Below are 18,975 nucleotides of genomic sequence, written 5' to 3'. Positions count from 1 at the left end.
ATGCAACCCCGTCACCCCGCCCCCGCCTGGCGCCTGGCCGCGCTGCCCCTCGTGCTGGCGCTGGGCGCCTGCGCCTTCGCGCCCGACAGCAAGCCGCCAGCGCTGGCCGCGCCCACGCACTATGGCGTGGAAGCCCTGCCCGCCGCCGGCGCCCCCGCCCAGGGCGTGGCGCAGCGCTACGAGCAAGGCGCGCGCCCGGTGCCCGAATGGTGGAAACGCTATGGCTCGGACGCGCTGAACGCCATGGTCGAGGAAGGCCTGGCCAACAGCCCCGACCTGGCTGCCGCCGAACGCAACCTGGCCGGCGCCCGCGAACAACTGCGCGGACAGGTCAATTCGTCGCTGCTGCCGTCCATCGACGCGGGCACCGACGTCACGCGCAAGCGTGCGCTGACCATGCCCAACCTGCCCGAGCCCACCGCGCTCTACAACGTCTTCACCGGCCAGATCCAGGCCAAGTACGACCTGGACCTGTTCGGCGCGGCGCGCTTTGAAAACGCATCGCGCGCGGCCAAGGTCGAGCAGCAGGCATTCCAGCTGGAATCGGCGCGCCGTTCGCTGGCCGGCAACATCGTCACCGGCGCCATCACGTCGGCATCGCTGGCCGAACGCGTGGCGCTGACCGAGCAACAGGTGGTGCTGTCGCGCCAGGTGGCGCGCGACACGCAGCGCCGCTTTGAGCTGGGGTCCGCCTCGCAGAACGACGCCTTGCAGGCCGACCAGGACGCCGCCACGCTGGAAGCGTCGCTGCCCGGCCTGCGGGCGCAGTGGCAGACCACGCGCCACGCGCTGGCCGTGCTGATGGGCCGCAGCCCCGACCAGGCGCCGCCCGACCTGGCTTTCGGCATACTGGCCGTGCCGCCGGAGGTGCCGGTGCTGGTGCCGTCCGAATTGTTGGCCGCGCGGCCCGACATCCATATTGCCGAAGCCGTGCTGCAAGCGGCCGCCGCCGACGTCGGCGTGGCCACCGCGCAACTGTTCCCCAGCCTGTCGCTGTCGGCATCCATGGGCAAGGGCGGCTTCAGCTGGCCCACGGCGCTGTCCGGCGCGGGGTCAATCTGGGCGGTGGGCGCGTCGCTGACGCAGCCGATCTTCCATGGCGGCGCGCTGCTGGCCGAACGCAGCGCGGCCAAGGACCGCTATGAAGCCTCGGTGCTGCAATACAAGCAGACGGTGCTGACGGCATTCCGCGACGTGGCCGACACGCTGGCGCGGCTGGACGCCGACGGGCAGGCGCTGGCCTCGGCCGAAGCCTCGCGCCGGGCGGCCGAGCAGTCGCATCGCAACACCGCCAGCCAGGTGCGCCTGGGCGCGCTGGCGCCGTACACGGCATACGCCAGCGAGCAGCATTACGTTGCCGCCCGGGTGCGCGAAGTGGAATACGCCAGTGCCCGGCTAACGGAGACGGCGGCGCTGTTCCAGGCCATGGGGTCGCCGCTGCGGGCGCCGCAAGCGACAGCCCAGGCTGGCGCGGCGCCGGCGGACGCCGCGTCCGACCCGGCCGCAACCGTGCCGCAATCACGGCAGCAGCAGCAGCAGCAGCAGCAGCAGCAGCAGCAGCAGAAGTAAAGCAACCGCCCACCCAGACAGGCAGCCCCCGAGGCCGCCCCGCACAGGCCCCCGACGCTTACGGCGCGGGGGCCTGTTCCTTGATGCGGGACGCCAGCGCCAGCGACTCGATCCGCCGCGCCGCCGCTTGCAGCAGCGCCGTGGTCTTGTCCTGCGCGATGGTGTTCAGCCGGGTCGCCAGGAACGTGACCGTCAGCGCACCGAAGATGCGGCGGTCTTCCTGGAACACCGGCACGGCGATGCCTGCACGCTCGGGCGACATCTCGCCCACGCCCAGGTACGAACCGCGCACGCGGATCTCGTCCAGCCGGCGGGTGAATTCGGCCTGCGTCTGCCCCAGGCCCGCGGCCTCGACGTCGGCGGGATGCGCCTCGTAGAGCTTGCGCTGGTCCTTGCGCGGCAGGAACGCGATGATGGTCTTGGCCGTGGCGCCGCGAAACAGCGGGTGCGCGCGGCCGCGGCCGTGGGCGATGCCCAGGTCTTCCGGGCCGCGCTCGTGGTGGATGTTCAGAATGCGCAGGCCGTGGATCACGCTGAGCAGCACGTCACCGCCCACCTGGTCCACCACCTCGCGCATGATCGGCCGGGCGGCGCCCAGCACGGGATCGCCGTCGATGATCAGGTGGTCCAGCTCGATGATGCGCGGCCCCAGCTTGTAGCCCCCGCCCGTCATGCGCAGCAGGTAGCCCAGGTCCGACAGGTCGCGGATGTACCGGTAGCCGGTGGGCGCCGAATAGGACAGCTTCGAGATGATCTCTTCCGCGGTCAGCACCGGCGTGGCCAGGCTGAAGAGGTCAAGAATCGCTAGGGCTCGCTTCAGGGTGGACATGGGCAGGGCAGCAAAGAGGCAACGCGGAATCGGCGCAGCGTATCACAGGGGCGCAGCCTGGGGCGGCGGGCCATAAAGCGCCGCTATCGAGATCGTCGACGACCATCCCATTCATCTATCGTTTTTCTTATTTTTATCATTTATAGATAAAAACTAATTGGTGAAGATTGTTTTTTATCGAATAATGATACTCAAGCAGCCGACCAGCAGGCACCCACAAGCGTGCGGCCGGCGATGCCTGGCATGCACATCCAAGGGGAAATCGCATGAAGCAACGCAGCAGCGCAACGGGCGGCATCAGCCGCCGGCAATTCATGGCGGCGTCGGCCGCCACCCTGGCGGGCGCCGCCTTGACGCGACCGGGCCTGGCCCGCGCGGCCGGCTACCCCACCGAGCACCCGATCCAGTTCATCGTGCCGTTTCCCGCGGGCGGCGGCACCGACCTGGTCGCCCGGCCGCTGGCCCAGGGCATCGGCGAAGCGCTCAAGCAAAGCGTGGTGGTCATCAACAAGGGCGGCGCGGCCGGCATCATCGGCACGCAGCAGGCGGCCCGTTCGGCGCCCGACGGCTATACCGTCGCGCTCGGCTCCACCGGCACCCACACGGTGAACCAGAGCCTGTACGAGAACATCGCGTACGACCCGATCAAGGACTTCGAACCCGTGTCGATGGTCTGCTACTACAACAACGTGCTGGTGGTGCACCCGTCGTTTCCGGCCAAGACCCTGCAGGAATTCGTGGCCCTCATCAAGGCCAACCCCGGCAAGTATTTCTACGGCATCACCCAGAACGGCAGTTCCGCCCACCTGGCCATGGAATTGCTCAAGGCCACCGCCGGCCTGGACCTGCCTGGCGTGCCGTACAAGGGCGCGGCCGCCGCCGTCAATGATTTCCTGGGCGGCCAGTTCCCGGTGCTGATGGACGTGGTGATCAACCAGCAGCAATTCATCCAGGGCGGCAAATCGCGCCCCCTGGCCGTCACGTCCGCATCGCGGGCGCCGGCCCTGCCGGACGTGCCCACCGTGGCCGAATCCGGCTTTCCCGGCTACCAGGCCATCGGCTGGAACGGCGTGTTCGTGCCCGCCGGCACGCCGCCCGCCATCGTGCAGACGCTCAATGCCGCCGTGCAAAGCGCGCTCAAGCAGCCCGCCCTGGCCCAACTGACCCAGAACGGGCTGGAACTGCACGGCGGCACCCCTGAAGAACTGCGCCGCTTCGTCGCCACCGAAAGCGAGAAGTGGCGCACCCTGATCAAGAACGCCAACATCAAGGCCACCTGATGCAAGCCATCCCCTATGGCGTCCCGCTGGACGCCGCCGCCAACCCCTGGCTGACGCTGGACCGCGAACTGCGCGACCAGGGCCTGCGCGCCCCTGACGCGCCGCCCGTGCGCGCCGTGGTCTGCGTGACCGTGCACGTAGACGGCCCCGCCGTCGAGGTGGGCCGCAAGCAGTTTCCCGCCGGCCTGCATACCGCCGGCCGCTACGCCATCCGCCGCGGCGTGCCGCGGCACCTGGAGATCCTGGCGCGCCACGCCATGCCCGCCACCTTCTTTGCCTGCGGCTACGACGTGGAGCATTACCCGGAAACCTTCCGCGCCATCCTGGCCGCCGGCCACGAGATCGCCGCCCACGGTTACCTGCACGAAGCCTGGGACCTGGGCGAGGACGAGTCCGCCCTGCTCGAAAAGACCCACACCCTGATCCAGCAGCAACTGGGCGTGACGCCGGTGGGCTGGTGTTCGCCGTCGGGCCGTAAAAGCCACCGCACCCTGCCCGCGCTGCGCCGGCTGGGCTACTGCTACGACGCCAGCGAGAAAGACCGCGACCGCCCCTACCTGCCCGCGGATGCCGCCGACGACGGCTTCGTCATGCTGCCCAACAACACCGTGTCACTGGACGACTACCCGTTCTACTTCACCGGCCACAGCCTGGCCGCGGAAGCCTGCGACAACTGGATCGAGGAATTCGAGGCCCTGCGCCAGGCCGAGGGCTACATCCACCTGACCGTGCACCCCAAGGCCGCCGGCGGGTCCGGCACCCCCGCCCGCGCCGCCGCCATGGACCGCTTCCTGGCGCATGTGGCCGCGCAGGCGGACGTGCACTGCATGACCCTGGAAGCGCTGGCCCGCCACTGCCTGGCCCACCCCGATGCCTGGAGAACCGAATGAGCGCCGCTCTCGCCAACGCAACCTCAAACGCGACCACCCAGACGATCGCCTCCGCGAAGTCCGCTGCCAAGACGGTGCTGGTCACCATCAACGTGCAAGGCATCGGCCCCGAGGCCGCCACCCGCCCCGAGCACGAACTGCACGGCCGCGACGGCCATGGCCGCTACACCTATGGCGGCGGCCTGTCGCGCCTGCTGGACATGCTGCGGCGCCAGGACATCCGCGCCACCTTCTTCTGGCCGGCCTTCGAAGCCGAGCGCTGCCGCGACCTGCTCGAACAGAGCCTGCGCGACGGCCACGAAGCCGCCTCGCAAGGCAACGCCTTCGAAGACCTGGCTACGCTGGGCGAGCGCGAAGCCGAGGTGCTGCAACGCGGCCGCGACCGCCTGGCCGCCCTGACCGGCCAGGCCCCCGAAGGTTTCCGCTGGACCGGCGGCGGCTTTACCCCCCGCACCCTGCCGCTCTTGCGCGAACTGGGCTACCGCTACGACAGCAGCGCCCTGGACGACGATGCGCCCTACGCGCTGGACGCCGACGGCGCCCCCGGCATGGTCGAGCTGCCCTGGAGCGAAGGCCTGTGCGACGCCACCCACTTCAGCCGCCGCGTCACCCAGGACCGCGCCTACGCCCACCTGGCCGAACAGGGCGACGCCCTGCTCGCCGCCGACGGCTACGCCTGCCTGACCCTGCACCCGCGCGCCGACCACGGCGTAGGCCGCGCAGCGCGGTTGCAGATGATCGAGCGGTTGCTGCAGCGGCTGCGTGACGCCGGGGCTGGCTTTGCGCGCTGCGACGACCTGGCGCGGCAATGTGTGGAGAAGCGCGTCGGCTAGGCGCCCCCGGCTAGGCGCCCCCGGGCAAACCCTCGGTATTTTTGGCGCCAAAATAAGATAATATTTTTGCAACATCCCGTCTCACCACTCCCGACCCCACGGCGCCCCCGCGCCGCTATCCGTCCATGACCCAGATCACCCAATTTCCCTTCGTATCGGTTTCCGGTACCCCCGAGGCCCGCGGCCGCGCCTATGGCCAGCAGGCCGCCGACCGCGTGCGCAAAAGCGCCGCCATGTACGGCCAGACCCTGGTCGACCTGGGCTATGACGCCATGGCGCGCACCCAGCTGATCACCAGCTTTGCCCGCGAAATCGAGAACTTCGCGCCGCACTACCTCGAAGAAATGCGCGGCATCGCCGCCGGCGCCAACGTGCCGTTCGAAGACATCGTGATGGTCAACGCCCGCACCGAAGTCATCGCCAAGGCCCGCGCCGAAAAGAAAAAGGCCGCCGAACTCGAACCCGGCGACGGCTGCACCGGCGCCCTGATCCTGCCGACCCGCTCGGTCAACGGCCGCCTCATCCACGGCCAGAACTGGGACTGGCGCGCCGAATGCGCCGAAACGGCCATCGTGCTGCGCGTGCGCAACGACAACGGCCCCGACATCCTGACCTTCGTCGAAGCCGGCGGCCTGGCCCGCAGCGGCCTGAACAGCGCCGGCGTGTCCATCACCGCCAACTACCTGGAATCCGACCGCGACTTCCGCCAGCTCGGCGTGCCGCTGTCGCTGATCCGCCGCAAAGTGCTCGAACAGGAACACTTCGCCCTGGCCATCAAGGCCGTCAGCACCACGCCCAAGTCCTGCTCGAACAACATCATGATCGGCATGGCCGCCGGCTTCGGCGTCGACTACGAATGCACCACCGATGAGGCCTTCCCCATCTACCCCGGCAGCGACGACCTGATCGTGCACGCCAACCACTGGGTCAGCGAAGTCGCCCTGGGCAAGCTGCGCGACACCGGCCGCGCCAGCACCCCCGAAAGCGCCTACCGCGACTGGCGCGTGCGCCGCCTCTTGAACGAAAAAGACCAGCTCACCCGCGAAGACCTCAAGCGCGCCCTGTTCGACGACTTCGGCACCCCGTACTCGGTCTGCCGCCCGCCGCGCCCCGGCAGCCACGACAACCTGTCGGCCACCGTCGCCATGGTCATCATGGAACCGGCCGCCGGCCTGATGGAAGTGGCCCCGCTGCCCGCGCTGAACCGCACGTTCACCCGCTACAGCCTGGACGCCGAACCCGAACTGCTGGCCGCCGCCTGATCCCAGGCCGCCCGCGCAACCCTGGAACTCAATCAATGAAAACAAAACTCTTGAACACCGCGGTTGCGCTGGCGCTGGCTGCGCTGGCCGGATCGGCCTGGGCCCAGGCCCAGCCGCCGCTGCGCATCTCGTTCACCGCCGACATCCGCTCGACCGAGCCCGGCGTGAACCGCGACAGCAACAGCGACGCCGTCGTGCTGCACATCGTCGAAGGCCTGGTGGCCTACGGCGAGGACGCCGAAGTGCGCCCCCTGCTGGCCGAATCCATCGACATCAGCCCCGACGGCAAGATCTACACCTTCAAGCTGCGCCAGGGCGTCAAATTCCATAACGGCGCCCCCCTCACCTCCGCCGACGTCCTCTGGACCTGGCAGCACTACACCGCCGCCAATTCCGGCTGGCGCTGTTCCAGCGAATTCGATGGCCGCGGCACCGTCAAGGTCACCGGCGTCGAAGCCCCCGACGCCCAGACCGTCGTCTACCACCTGGAAAAACCCAGCAGCCTGTTCCTGGCCTCGCTCGCGCGCGCCGACTGCGGCGGCACCGGCATCCTGCAAAAGGCCTCCGTCAAGGCCGACGGCACCTGGGACAAGCCCATCGGCACCGGCCCCTTCGAATTCGCCGAATGGAAGCGCGGCGAATACATCCGCCTGACCAAATTCGCCGACTACGCCAACCGCGGCGGCAAGCTCGACGGCTACACCGGTTCCAAGCGCCCCCTGGTCGACGAAGTGCGCTTCATGATCGTGCCCGACGACTCCACCGCCAAGGCCGCCCTGCAACGCGGCAACATCGACATCATCGAAGACGTCTCCAACAACGACGTCCCCGTCCTGCAGGCCACGCCCAACGTCAAGGTCGCCTACGCGCCCGTCATGAGCATGACCGCGCTGCTGCTGCAAACCAAGGACCCGCTGCTGTCCAACCCCAAGATGCGCCAGGCCCTGGCCCACGCCATCGACTACGAACAACTGGCCGCCGCCGTCACCGAAGGCCTGGCCAAGCCCAACAACTCCATCGTCCCCCTGGTCTCGCCCTACCACGACGCCGCCCAGAAAGAAGGCTGGAAGTACGACGTCGCCCTGTCCCAGAAGCTGCTGAAAGAAGCCGGCTACAAGGGCCAGGAAATCGAACTGATGACCACCAAGCGCTACCCCCAGTCCTACAACTCCGCCGTCATCATCCAGGCCATGCTCCAGGCCGCCGGCATCAACGCCAAGCTGTCAGTCGCCGAATGGGCCACGCAGCTCGACCGCTACAACGCCGGCACCTACCAGATGATGACCTTCCCCTACTCCGCCCGCCTGGACGCCGCCCTGAACTACGAAATGGTCACCGGCGAAAAATCCAAGCAACCGCGCAAGGTCTGGGACAACCCCGAAGCCCAAAAACTCCTGGACGCCGCCTCGGTCGACACCGACCACGCCAAGCGCCAGACGTCGTTCGACCAACTGCACAAGCTATTCCTGGCCGACGTCCCCAGCATCCCCCTCTACAACGGCCTGGACATCGGCGCCTACCGCAGCGACGTCAAAGGCTACACCCCCTGGGCCGTGAAAAAGCCCCGCGCCTGGGAAGTAGAACGCGTGGCAAAGTAAAGCCGCACAAGCCAAATGCAAAGAGGCCGCGAAAGCGGCCTCTTTGCATTACAGAACAACACCCCCAAAGCCCGCCAAGGTACAGACAGTAGAGCCTGACGCGTCGGTGGCCTGCGGTGTGCGGGGCGTGTAGATGCGCCCGAGGGAATCTGAAGGAACCGCCGAAGGCGGTGACGAAGATGACGAAGGGGAAGTCCGGAGCGAAGGCTCCGGACCGCAATCGTAGCCCCGCACACCGCAGGCCACCGACGCGTCAGGCGGCCCCAGCAGCACAATCACCACCAGCAACCACCCCAAAAACCCAACCTACTTACTTACCCACAATCTTAGTCTCCCAAGCCCGAGGCTTCCCTTCCCAAACTGAAAACCCCTCAACCCGCTTATTAGTAGCCCAAGCATCCGCCCCGTTATAAAGCACCAACAACGGCGTCTGCTCCAACATCAACGTATGCAACTGGTCAAACAGCTTCTGCCGCTTGGCCGGATCAGATTCAAGAAAGCTCTCGTCAATCAGCTTCTGCGCCGCAGGATCATCCCAGACCTTGCGCGGCTGCTTCGACTTGTCCCCCGCGAACTGCTCAAAGCTCAACGAAGGATCGATCCGCGACGAGAACGTGAACGAACTGATCTGGTACTTGCCCGTGTTGTAGCGATCCAGCTGCGTCGCCCACTCCAGCACCTCGATCTGCGCATTGATCCCCACCGACTGCATCATCGCCTGCGCGATCACCGCCACCTGGTAGCTCGGCACGTGCGCCCGCTTGTTCGCATAGATGACGATCGGCTCGCCCTTGTAGCCCGCTTCCTTCAGCAGCTGCTGCGCTCGCGCCGGATCGTACTTGTACGTGCGCTTCTCCGTTTCCTGGTAATAGGCCGACCCCGCATACACCGCCGAATTGTTCAGCTGGCCCAGCCCTTCGGAAGCCGCCGCCACCACCTGCGGAATATCCAGCGCCGCCGCAATCGCCTGGCGCAGCTTCACATTCTTGAGCACCGGGTCCTGCGTCTGGAACAACAGCGTGTGCTTGGTCGCGTCGTGCGGGCTCATCACCGACACCGTCGGGCTCTTCTTCAGTTCAGCCACGTCCGTGATCGTGATCTGGCTCGCATCGATCGCGCCCGACACCAGGCCCGCCTTCGCGGTGGACGGGTCCGGCACCACCAGGAACTTCACCTCGTCGGCCAGCGGACGCTTCGCGCCCACATAGCCGTCCGGCTTGTCCCCCGCCGATGGCGACACGTAGTCCTTGAACGCCGACAACAGCACGTATTCGCCGCGCTTCCATTCCTTGAACTGGTACGGGCCCGTGCCCACCGGCTTGTTCCACGAACCGTCGGCGTTGACCGAATCCTTGCTGAGAATCGCCGTCATGCCGCAATCGGTGCGGGCCAGCGAATCCAGGAACACCGCCGACTTGCGGTCGATCTTCATGATGACCGTCTGCGCGTCCGGCGCCGACACTTCCGTCACCTTCAGGCCGTTGCGGCCGTCGAAATCGCTGCGGCAGCGCCAGTCGGTCTTGGCGTCCATGTAGCGTTCCCAGCTCCAGATGACGTCAGCCGACGTCAACGTGGCGCCGTTGTGGAACTTCACGCCGTCGCGCAGCTTGAAAGTGTAGGTCAGGCCGTCTTCCGACAGATCGACCGATTTCGCCAGCAACGGCGCCACCGTGCCGTTCTCCCGGTAGCCGACCAGGCCTTCCACCACGTTCAGCACCACGCCGTCGGTGGTGTTGTCGCGGTTGACGCCCGGATTGGTCGAGCGGATGTCGGCCGGCTGGGCGATCGTCAGGGTAGCGGCGTGGGCCGTGCCTGCGGCGGCCAGCGCCAAGCTGAGCGCAAGCGCTCGGGAAACAGATTGGTGGTGCATTGCGGAAACTCCCCCGGGGGCATACGACGCCTGATTCATGACTATATTGGCGCCAAAAATAGCAGCCTATTATGAACGCTCAAACCCGGACTGGCATCGGGGGTATCCCTGTGAATCTCATCAATCGGACACCCGGAAACGACTTGCGGCGGCCCCTTTTCAGGATGGCCGCCGCAAAAGTCAGGCAAATCGTCCGGAATCGGTCAGGAAATGTCCTGCCCCACGTGCTGGGCAATGATTTTCTGCAGCCGCTTGACGTCGCGCGCCTCCAGCGCCTCGACCATGTCGAAGTGCTCGCGGGCCGAGATTTCGATGCGCGAACGCGTCACCCATTCCTTGGCCGGCGCCGCCGGGCCGCGGGCCCGGGTTTCCTGGATCAGGGAAGCCAGCTCGCGGTTGGAGCACATGTCGTACATCCCGGCGTGAAACGCCAGGTTGACCTCGTACTGCTCCAGCAGCGTGCCGTCGTGCAGCAGCTTGGCGAAACGTTCGGCCAGCGTGCGCAGGGCGCGCACCTTGGCCGCCGTGACGTTGGGCATCAGGTCGGCCGCGGCGCCGGTTTCCAGCAGCACGCGAATATCGCGGATCTGCACGTGCTGGTCCGGGTCCATCGCGTAGACGTGGTAGCCCCGGTTCGGGATGTGCGAAATCAGCCGCTTGGCGGCCAATTGGTCAAGCGCCCGCCGAACGTCCAGACGCTTGGCGTCGTAGCGTTCCTGCAGGTCGATCTGTTTCAGCCACGCGCCGGGACCAAAGATGCCCGACTGAATATCATGGGCAATACGGTCAACCAGGCCCGGCTGTGTCGCCGCCGCTTTCGGCATGGACCACTCCCGTGAATCAAATCCAAACCGCGTATTTTATGCATAAGTCCGCGCCGGGCCGCCAGCCCCGGCGGCCGGCGCGGATCCGTCCCTTCAAGCCGTGGCCCGAGACGGCTCCTGCCCGTCCAGGCGCCAGCGCAGACGCACGCCGCCCGTATCGGTGGATTCCAGCGCCGGAATGGCCGACAGCAGGCTGCGGGTGTATTCCTCGCGCGGATGGTCGAAGACCTCGTCGCGGGTGCCCTGCTCGACAATGCCGCCGTCGCGCATGACCACCACCCGGTCGGCCACCTGCTCGACCACGCCCAGGTCGTGGCTGATGAACAGGCACGAAAAGCCATGGCGTTCCTGCAGGTCGGCGAACAGGTCCAGCACCTGGGCGCGCACCGTCACGTCCAGCGCGGACACCGGCTCGTCGGCAATCACGAAGGCCGGCCGGCGCACGATCGCCCGGGCGATCGCCACGCGCTGGCGCTGGCCGCCCGACAGTTCGTGCGGAAAGCGCTTGGCATACTCGGACCCCAGGCCCACTTCGGCCAGCACTTCATCCACGCGGCGGCGTTTTTCGGCCGACGCCATGTCGGTCAGCATGCGCAGGCCTTCGCCCACCAGCTGGCCGATGGTCATGCGCGGGTCCAGCGACGAATACGGGTCCTGGAACACCATCTGGCAGTTCAGGCGGTAGTCGCGCCAGGCGGCCGAGCGGCGGCTGACCGCCTGGTTGCGGAACAGGATCTGGCCGGACGTGGGCGACAGCAGGCCCGCGATGGCGCGGCCCAGCGTGGTCTTGCCCGAACCCGACCCGCCCACCACCGCCACCACTTCGCGCGGCTTCACGTGCAGGTCGATGCCGCCCAGCGCGCGCTTGGCGCCGGTGCGCGAGAACAGCCGCTGGTGGCCGGCGTAATCCACCACCAGGTTCTTGACCTCGACGATGGGCGCCTCCTGCGTCACGGGCCGGGCCGGCAGGCGGCGCGGCATCGCGTCCAGCAGCTTGCGGGTGTAGGGATGCTGCGGGCGTTCGAGGATGCCGGCGGTGGTGCCGGTTTCCAGGACCTTGCCGTGCTGCATCACGACCATGCGCTCGGTGTAGCGCGCCACCATCGGCAGGTCGTGGCTGATCATCAGCACGGCCGTGTTGTGCTCGCGCGTCAGGTCCACCATCAGTTCCAGCACGTCGCGCTGCACCACCGCGTCCAGCGCGGTGGTGGGTTCGTCGGCGATCAACAGCGCCGGCTCCAGCAGCATCACCGAGGCCAGCATCATGCGCTGGCGCATGCCGCCCGAAAACTCGTGCGGCCAGGCTTCCATGGCGGCCTTGGGGTCGCGGATGCCCACGCGCCGCAGCATCTCGAGGATGCGTTCACGGCGCTGTGCGGTCGACTGATCGCGCCGGTGCAGCTTCAGGCCTTCGTCCAGCTGGCGCCCGATGGGCATGGACGGGTTGAGCGAGGTCATGGGTTCCTGGAACACCATGCCGATGCGCGCGCCGCGCAGCTTGCGCAGCTGGGCCGCGCTGGCCTGGGTCACTTCCACACCTTCGAAGCGGATCGAGCCGCCGGCCACCACCAGCGGCGGCGGGGTCAGGCCCATGATGGCGCGGGCGGCCTGGGTCTTGCCGCTGCCGGATTCGCCGACGATGCCGACCATTTCGCCCGGCGCCACCTCGAAGGACACGCCGCCGACGATTTCACGGCCGCCGCGGCCGACGGTCAGGGACAGATTCGATACGGTTACCAGTGCGCTCATTGCACGCCCCTCATGCGGGGATCGAAACGGTCTCGCACCGCGTCGCCCAGCAGGTTGATCCCCAGCAGCGCGAGGGCGATGGCCAAGCCGGGAAGAATGGAAAGATAGGACGCCTGCGCCATGAACGGCCGGGCGGCGGCCAGCATGTTGCCCCAGGTGGGCGCGGGCGGCGGAACCCCCAGGCCCAGGAACGACAGCGCGCTTTCGGCCAGGATGACCCAGCCGAACATCGAGGTGGCCAGCACCGTCAGCGGCGCCACGCAATTGGGCAGCACGTGGCGGAACATGGTGTAGAGCTCGGAATTGCCCAGCACGCGGGACGATTCGATGAACTCTTTTTCACGCAGCGACAGCACGGTGCCGCGCACGATGCGCGTGACCGACGGCGTGTAGGCCAGGCCCAGCGCCAGGATGATGCCGTACTTGTTGGCGCCCACCACGGCCAACAGGCCCAGCGCCAGCAACAGGCCCGGGAAGGCCAGCAAGGCGTTGTTGAAGGCCATGATGATGCGGTCGGTCCAGCCGCGCACGAAACCGGTCAGGGTGCCGATGGCGGTGCCCGCCACGATGGCGAAGCTGACGGTCAGGAAGCTGATCCAGACGCTGCTGGACGCCCCGGCCAACAGGCGCGACAGTTCGTCGCGGCCGAATTCGTCGGTGCCCAGCAGGAAATCGCCGCCGGGCGGCTTGAGCCGGGCCACGAAGTTGATCTTCAGCGGATCATGCGGCGTCCAGAAGGCGCCCATGATCGCCGCGACGATCATCGCTGCCACGATCACGCCGCCTATCAGCGCGTTAGCTGCAATTCGCTTTTTCATTCGGCGGTCACTCTCGGGTCGAAGATGGGATAGCAAAGGTCGATCAGCAGGTTCACGATCACGTAGACCACGCCGACGAACAGCAGGCAGCCCTGGATGACGGGGTAGTCGCGGGCAAAGATCGAATCCACCAGCAGCCGGCCCAGGCCGGGAATGGTGAACACGGTTTCGACCACGGCAATGCCGCCCAGCAGGTTGCCCAGCACCAGGCCGATCAGCGTCCAGGTCGGGCCGAAGGCGTTGCGAAAGGCATGGCGCATCAGCACGGCCGATTCGGACAGGCCCTTGGCGCGTGCGTGGGTGATGTAGTCCAGCCGCAGCACTTCCAGGGTGCTGGCGCGCGCCATGCGCATCAGCACGCCGATTTCGTGCAGGAACAGCGTCAGGATGGGCATGGCCAGGTACAGCAGGCCGGCCTTCCAGTCTTCGCCGATGGACACGTAGCCCACCACGGGCAGCCATTGCAGCTTCAGGCCGAAGAAGATCAGCAGCAGCAGGCCCAGCCAGAAGGTGGGAATGGACACCAGCAGCGTGGCGGTGCCGACCAGGATCAGGTCGGGCGCCTTGTTCTGCTTCCAGGCGGCGATCATGCCCGCGGGCACGGCCACCATGGCGGCGAACAGCACGGCCACCAGCACCACGCGGCCGCTGATCAGGAAGCGGTCCCACACCAGCGGCAGCACGGGCTGGCCGGTGTTGATGGACGAGCCCAGGTCACCATGCAGCATGTTGCCGAACCAGATGCCGAACTGGGTGGTCCAGCTCTGGTCCAGGCCCAGGCGGGCGCGCAGGTCGGCCAGAGCGGCCGGGGTGGCCAGGTCGCCCAGCAGCAGTTGCGCCGGATCGCCTGGAATCAGGCGGATCATGACGAATACGGCCACCGCCACGATCAGCAGCGTGGGGATGGCCATGACGATACGGGATAGCGCGAAACGCAGCATGCCCCTCTCCTATCGCGGCTGACGGGCGCAGATGCGCCCGCCGCACTTCTTGTTTTCGGTGTTATTCATTTCGCAGCTTGCGCAGCTCGGCGGCCAGGAAGTCCTGCACCTGGCCGACGCACTTCAGGCCGTCGTGCGGCACGTTGTCGACGACGTCCAGCACGGCCTTGACGCCGGCCGCTTCGAACGAGCGGCGCAGGGATTCCAGGCGCTCGGGGCGGGTGGAGCCGGCGGAGTTGGCGCCGGGCATGAAGAACTTGCCGCCTTCGCGGTGGGTGATTTCCCAGGTTTCGAGGTCTGCCTTGCCGACGATCATGTGGACGGCAACCTGGCGCAGGGCGTCGACGTCGACAGCCTTGCCGAAGCGGGCTTCGGCGTCGCGCACGCCGACCCACCAGTCCTGGCTGGGGTCGAGCAGGGTGACCGAGCCGGGCGCGCCGATGGAAACGGCCCACAGGGTTTCGGGGTGCAGCAAGGCGTAGCGGTTGACGAACTGGCCGCCGCCGGAATAGCCGAACAGGGCGAAGCGCGAGAAGTCGCAGCCGAATTTTTCGCCGACTTCGGCGACCATGTCCTGCAGGACGTGGTCGTAGCGGATGTTGCCTTCGTGCAGTTGCTTGAAGCCGTCGCGGTTGCCGTCGCCCAGGGGGCTGACGGGAAAGAGCGGGCACAGGACGATGCAGTCGTTCCAGCGGGCGAATTCGGCGAAGGCGTCGCGGTATTCGACGAAGGCGCGGCCGGTGCCGTGCATGATCACCACCAGTTGCATGGGGTGCTTGGCCTGGTCGATGTGCGGGGGGACGTACATGCAGTACGAGAAGCGCGGGTCGACGCGGGCGGAGAAGACGGTGCTGTGGCCGAGGTCGTAGATGGCGCGGGCGCGGGCGGCTTCGGGGGTGAGGGTGGGTGCTGCGGAGGGCATTGCTTGATCCTTGAATCCTGGCGGCTTGGAGGCCTGGGGGGGCTGGCTGGCTGTGTTTGTTTGCATAAATTGGCGCCAATTTTAGGGTTCGGGGTGTGGGGGGGCAACCGGGGGGAATCCCTAACGGGGTGGGGGTTCGCCTTTGCGGCGGGGTTTGTTCCTGGTTTTTTGCTGGTGCAGGTTCGTGTTCTTCTGCCGCGTGGCGGGCAGGCGCACAGGGAGGGCGGGGCTACGATTGCGGTCCGGAGCCTTCGCTCCGGACTGCCCCTTCCTCATCGTCGTTGTCGCCTTCGGCGACTGCCTTCCGATTCCGTCGGGCGCATCTACACGCCCCGCCCTCCCTGTGCGCCTGCCCGCCACGCTGTGGTGATGCGGGTTTGGGGCGGTGTTGGGGTGGGGGGTGTGCTTGACGTTCTGGTGGGGAACGGGGGTGGGGTGGAGGGTCTTGCGGGGTCGCCCAAACGGCCGCGCGGGCGGCCTTTTTGGGCGTTGGGGGGGTGGTGCGTCGAGGGGATTTGGGCCGGTTTTTTGGGGAGGACGGGGGGGTGGTCTGCCGTCAGGAGGGCTGTGTTGGGGGCTGTTGTGTTGATTGAGGGGTGCACCCTGCCCTGTTTTTTTAGTCCAGCTTGTAGCTCTTCAGGTGGATGCTGGTTTCCGTGGCGGAGATGGCCTTGATCAGGCGGACGCGGTCCAGGACGCGGGACATTTCTTCGATGTTGGCCACGCGTAGTTCGGCCAGCAGGTCCCAGCGGCCGTTGGTGTCGTGCAGGGCGACGACGGCAGGGTCGCCTAGCAGGATGCTGACGACGCGGCGGGTTTCGTTGCCGTCTACGGCGATGTTCATCCAGGCGCCGATCTGGTCGGGCTCGGATTCGGGGCGCAGGCGCACGGTGTAGCCGACGATGATGCCGTCGTCTTCCATGCGGGCGATGCGGTTGTTGATGGTGCCCCGTGATACGTCGAGCTTTTTGGCCAGGGTTGCCACGGTTGCGCGCGCGTCGGCGCGCAACAGTCCCAGCAATTGCTGATCTAGTGTGTCCATGATGGTTCCCGCGTCAAAAAATTGGCGCCAATTTCACATCTTATACGGATTCGGCTGGGCGCAGGCGCGCGGGTGCGGTTGGCCAGCCGGAGGGTCGTGGGGTGTTTTTGCCACGGCCCCAATTTACCGCGTTTGGATTGGCGCCAATTTTTGCTATATTTTCGGCGGCTTGTGCAGGGGCTGCCGGCTGCCTCTTGCCGAGCTTGTGTGCGCAGTCCGCCCCGGCCTAGAAAAGATTCTCAATTTGATTGTCGCTCTCATTATTTGAGAGCCATTCCTGGAACCTCCATGCTGATCCCCTTCCCCCCGCGACGCCTTGCGCTCGCGCTGGCCTTGCTGACCGTGGCCGCCAACGGCTACGCCCAAACCGCCGTGAAAGGTGCGCCGACATCTGGCGCGGCGCCGGCTTCCGCGTCTTCGGCGGGCGCTGCCGCCGCGACGCCGGCCGCTTCGACATCCGGTGCTGCGGCCGGCGATGGCAGCACGCTGGGCGCGATCAGTGTGGTGGGCGATTGGCTGGAGAATCCCAGCGACGAGAAGGTGCTGGAGCACGGCGGCGCGCGCACGATCATTGATCGGGCGGCGTTCCAGGATACGGGCGCGACGAATGTGCGCGATGTGCTGCGCCGGATTCCGGGCGTGCAGGTGCAGGAAAGCAATGGCACGGGCGGCAGCGATGTGTCGTTGAACGTGGGGGTGCGCGGGTTGACGTCGCGGCTGTCGCCGCGGTCGACGATTCTGATGGACGGCATTCCGTTGGCGGTGGCGCCTTATGGGCAGCCGCAGCTGTCGATGGCGCCGGTGGCGCTGGGCAATCTGTCGGCGGTGGACGTGGTGCGCGGCGCGGGATCGGTGCGCTATGGCCCGCAGAACGTGGGCGGGATCATCAATTTCGTGACGCGCGCGATTCCGCAGGACTTCACGGCGGATGCGTCGGTCGAGACCGACATGTACAGCCACGGCGGCGTGAAGACGACGCCGAGCGCGTTCATCGGCGGCACCAACGACCGCGGCCTGGGCGGCGCCCTGCTCTATTCGGGTACGCACGGCAACGGCTTTCGCGACAGCAACGATCGGGTCGATATCGATGACGTGATGCTCAAGGGCACGTACCGCATCGGCGCGGACGACAGCATTTCGGCCGCGCTGCACCACTACGAAGGCCGCGCGGGCATGCCCGGTGGCCTGACGACCAAGCAGTATTCCGAAGACCCGTTTCAGTCGACGCGGCCATACGACAGTTTCACGGGCCGGCGCACCGATGCGTCGTTCCGCTACAACCACGACGACGGCGTGAACAAGTTTGAGTTGCTGACCTACTACACGGACAGCTTCCGGGGCAGCAGCATCGAAACCGAAGGCACCGGGGCCAACGCCGGCCAGCGCCGCCTGACGTTCAATCCGCGCAATTACCATACGTTTGCGATCGAGCCGCGCTATTCGCGCCTGTTCCGCGGGTCCGACATCACGCAGGAAGTCAGCGTGGGCTACCGCTACCTGAAGGAAGCCAGCGACGAACGCGCGTCGCGCACGGCGTTCTACGTACCGGACGGCCCCTTCGATCCGCTGAACGCGCCGAACCCGCAGTATCAATTCCGCACCGGCGGCACGACCGCGCACGCGGTCTATATCGACGACACCATCAATGTCGGCAACTGGACCATCACGCCAGGCGTGCGCTACGAGTTCATCGATTCGTTCCTGAACGACAAGTCCAACCCGGCCGCGACGAAGTCCACGAGCATCAAGTCGGAAGAGCCCCTGCCCTCGCTGTCGCTCGTGTATCACGTCAGCGAGCAATGGAGCGTATTCGCCAACGCCGGCCAGTCGTTCGGCCCGCTGCAGTACTTCCAGATTGCGTCGACCACCAACGGCCTGCATCCGGAAAAGGCCACCACGTATGAAGTGGGCACGCATTTCAATGGCGGCGGCTGGAAGGGCGAACTGACGCTGTTCAACATCAACTTCGACGACGAACTGCAGCTGCGCGGCGGCACCAATGGCGGTTCGGACGCCTGGACCAACCTGGGCGCGACCCGCCACCGCGGCCTGGAAACAGGCCTGTCGTACGACCTGGGCGAACTCACCGCCGCGCTGTCGGGCATGTCGGTGTACGGCACCTATACCTACACGCAGGCCACCTACAAGGCCGGCGTGTTCGAGGGCCGCGACCTGCCGTTCTATTCGCGCAACGTGGCGTCGCTGGGCGCGCGCTACACGCGCAACCAGTGGACCTACAACGTGGATACGTTCCTGCAGTCCAAGCAGCGCTCGCCCGGTTCGCCCGACCCCGGCGCCACGTACCAGACGGCCGAAAGCGCCAACGGCGCCTATGGCGACATCCCCGGTTACGGCACGGTGCATGTGCGCGCCGCCTACGATTTCGGCAAGCAGATGCACAACCTGAACATCGCGCTGGGCGTGAAGAACCTGTTCGACAAGCGCTACTTCACCCGTTCCACCGACAACAACGCGGGCAAGTACGTGGGCATGCCGCGCACGGTGTACCTGCAAGCCTCGCTGGCGTATTGATGATCGGTTGACATAC

15 protein-coding genes are annotated in these 18,975 nt (G+C 66.8%); 7 read left to right on the top strand and 8 right to left on the bottom strand.

Annotated features, from left to right (window positions below; all coding sequences use genetic code 11):
- Positions 1-1,569, top strand: a complete 1,569-nt coding sequence (locus U858_RS0110075) for an efflux transporter outer membrane subunit (protein ID WP_025137034.1) — start codon at positions 1-3, stop codon at positions 1,567-1,569.
- A 58-nt stretch (positions 1,570-1,627) separates the two neighbouring features.
- Here the strand turns inward: U858_RS0110075 and U858_RS0110070 are convergent, their stop codons facing one another.
- Positions 1,628-2,398, bottom strand: coding sequence for an IclR family transcriptional regulator (locus U858_RS0110070; protein WP_029953712.1), 771 nt, complete (start codon positions 2,396-2,398; stop codon positions 1,628-1,630).
- Between the two features lie 266 nt (positions 2,399-2,664).
- Here U858_RS0110070 and U858_RS0110065 point away from each other — a divergent pair, with 266 nt between their 5' ends.
- The 5 genes from U858_RS0110065 to U858_RS0110045 all read left to right on the top strand — a co-directional run bounded on the left by U858_RS0110065 (position 2,665) and on the right by U858_RS0110045 (position 8,261).
- The gene (locus tag U858_RS0110065; protein WP_025137032.1) at positions 2,665-3,678 is read left to right on the top strand and encodes a tripartite tricarboxylate transporter substrate binding protein; all 1,014 of its coding nucleotides are present in this window, start codon (positions 2,665-2,667) and stop codon (positions 3,676-3,678) included.
- Positions 3,678-4,568, top strand: coding sequence for a polysaccharide deacetylase family protein (locus U858_RS33640; protein WP_025137031.1), 891 nt, complete (start codon positions 3,678-3,680; stop codon positions 4,566-4,568). Before U858_RS0110065 ends, U858_RS33640 begins: the two co-directional genes overlap by 1 nt.
- Positions 4,565-5,401: a polysaccharide deacetylase family protein gene (locus U858_RS0110055; RefSeq protein ID WP_025137030.1), complete on the top strand. Its 837-nt coding sequence runs from the start codon at positions 4,565-4,567 to the stop codon at positions 5,399-5,401. The genes U858_RS33640 and U858_RS0110055 overlap by 4 nt, the downstream gene beginning before the upstream one ends.
- A 125-nt stretch (positions 5,402-5,526) precedes the next feature.
- Positions 5,527-6,663 carry a C45 family peptidase gene (locus U858_RS0110050; protein WP_025137029.1) on the top strand — a complete coding sequence of 379 codons (1,137 nt, stop codon included), beginning with the start codon at positions 5,527-5,529 and terminating at the stop codon, positions 6,661-6,663.
- 35 nt (positions 6,664-6,698) lie between these two features.
- Positions 6,699-8,261 (top strand): ABC transporter substrate-binding protein, encoded by a 1,563-nt coding sequence (locus U858_RS0110045; RefSeq protein ID WP_025137028.1) that lies wholly within the window; start codon positions 6,699-6,701, stop codon positions 8,259-8,261.
- A gap of 310 nt (positions 8,262-8,571) precedes the next feature.
- Here the strand turns inward: U858_RS0110045 and U858_RS0110040 are convergent, their stop codons facing one another.
- The 7 genes from U858_RS0110040 to U858_RS0110010 all read right to left on the bottom strand — a co-directional run bounded on the left by U858_RS0110040 (position 8,572) and on the right by U858_RS0110010 (position 16,427).
- Positions 8,572-10,131 carry an ABC transporter substrate-binding protein gene (locus U858_RS0110040; protein WP_025137027.1) on the bottom strand — a complete coding sequence of 520 codons (1,560 nt, stop codon included), beginning with the start codon at positions 10,129-10,131 and terminating at the stop codon, positions 8,572-8,574.
- A gap of 203 nt (positions 10,132-10,334) precedes the next feature.
- Entirely contained in the window at positions 10,335-10,955 is a 621-nt protein-coding gene (locus U858_RS0110035) for a GntR family transcriptional regulator (protein ID WP_025137026.1), read from the bottom strand.
- Between the two features lie 93 nt (positions 10,956-11,048).
- Entirely contained in the window at positions 11,049-12,704 is a 1,656-nt protein-coding gene (locus tag U858_RS0110030) for an ABC transporter ATP-binding protein (protein ID WP_025137025.1), read from the bottom strand.
- Positions 12,701-13,522: an ABC transporter permease gene (locus U858_RS0110025; protein ID WP_025137024.1), complete on the bottom strand. Its 822-nt coding sequence runs from the start codon at positions 13,520-13,522 to the stop codon at positions 12,701-12,703. Before U858_RS0110025 ends, U858_RS0110030 begins: the two co-directional genes overlap by 4 nt.
- Positions 13,519-14,463, bottom strand: a complete 945-nt coding sequence (locus U858_RS0110020) for an ABC transporter permease (RefSeq protein WP_025137023.1) — start codon at positions 14,461-14,463, stop codon at positions 13,519-13,521. The genes U858_RS0110025 and U858_RS0110020 overlap by 4 nt, the downstream gene beginning before the upstream one ends.
- Before the next feature lie 61 nt (positions 14,464-14,524).
- Positions 14,525-15,385, bottom strand: coding sequence for a hydrolase (locus U858_RS0110015; protein WP_025137022.1), 861 nt, complete (start codon positions 15,383-15,385; stop codon positions 14,525-14,527).
- A gap of 616 nt (positions 15,386-16,001) precedes the next feature.
- Complete coding sequence (locus tag U858_RS0110010) at positions 16,002-16,427, bottom strand: Lrp/AsnC family transcriptional regulator (protein WP_025137021.1); 426 nt, start codon at positions 16,425-16,427, stop codon at positions 16,002-16,004.
- Between the two features lie 288 nt (positions 16,428-16,715).
- Here U858_RS0110010 and U858_RS0110005 point away from each other — a divergent pair, with 288 nt between their 5' ends.
- Positions 16,716-18,959, top strand: a complete 2,244-nt coding sequence (locus U858_RS0110005; protein WP_025137020.1) for a TonB-dependent siderophore receptor — start codon at positions 16,716-16,718, stop codon at positions 18,957-18,959.
- Positions 18,960-18,975: the final 16 nt, after the last annotated feature.

This window comes from Achromobacter sp. DH1f (assembly GCF_000633435.1).
Lineage (GTDB): Bacteria > Pseudomonadota > Gammaproteobacteria > Burkholderiales > Burkholderiaceae_B > Achromobacter > Achromobacter deleyi.
This window is presented reverse-complemented; position numbering and strand designations above follow the sequence as displayed.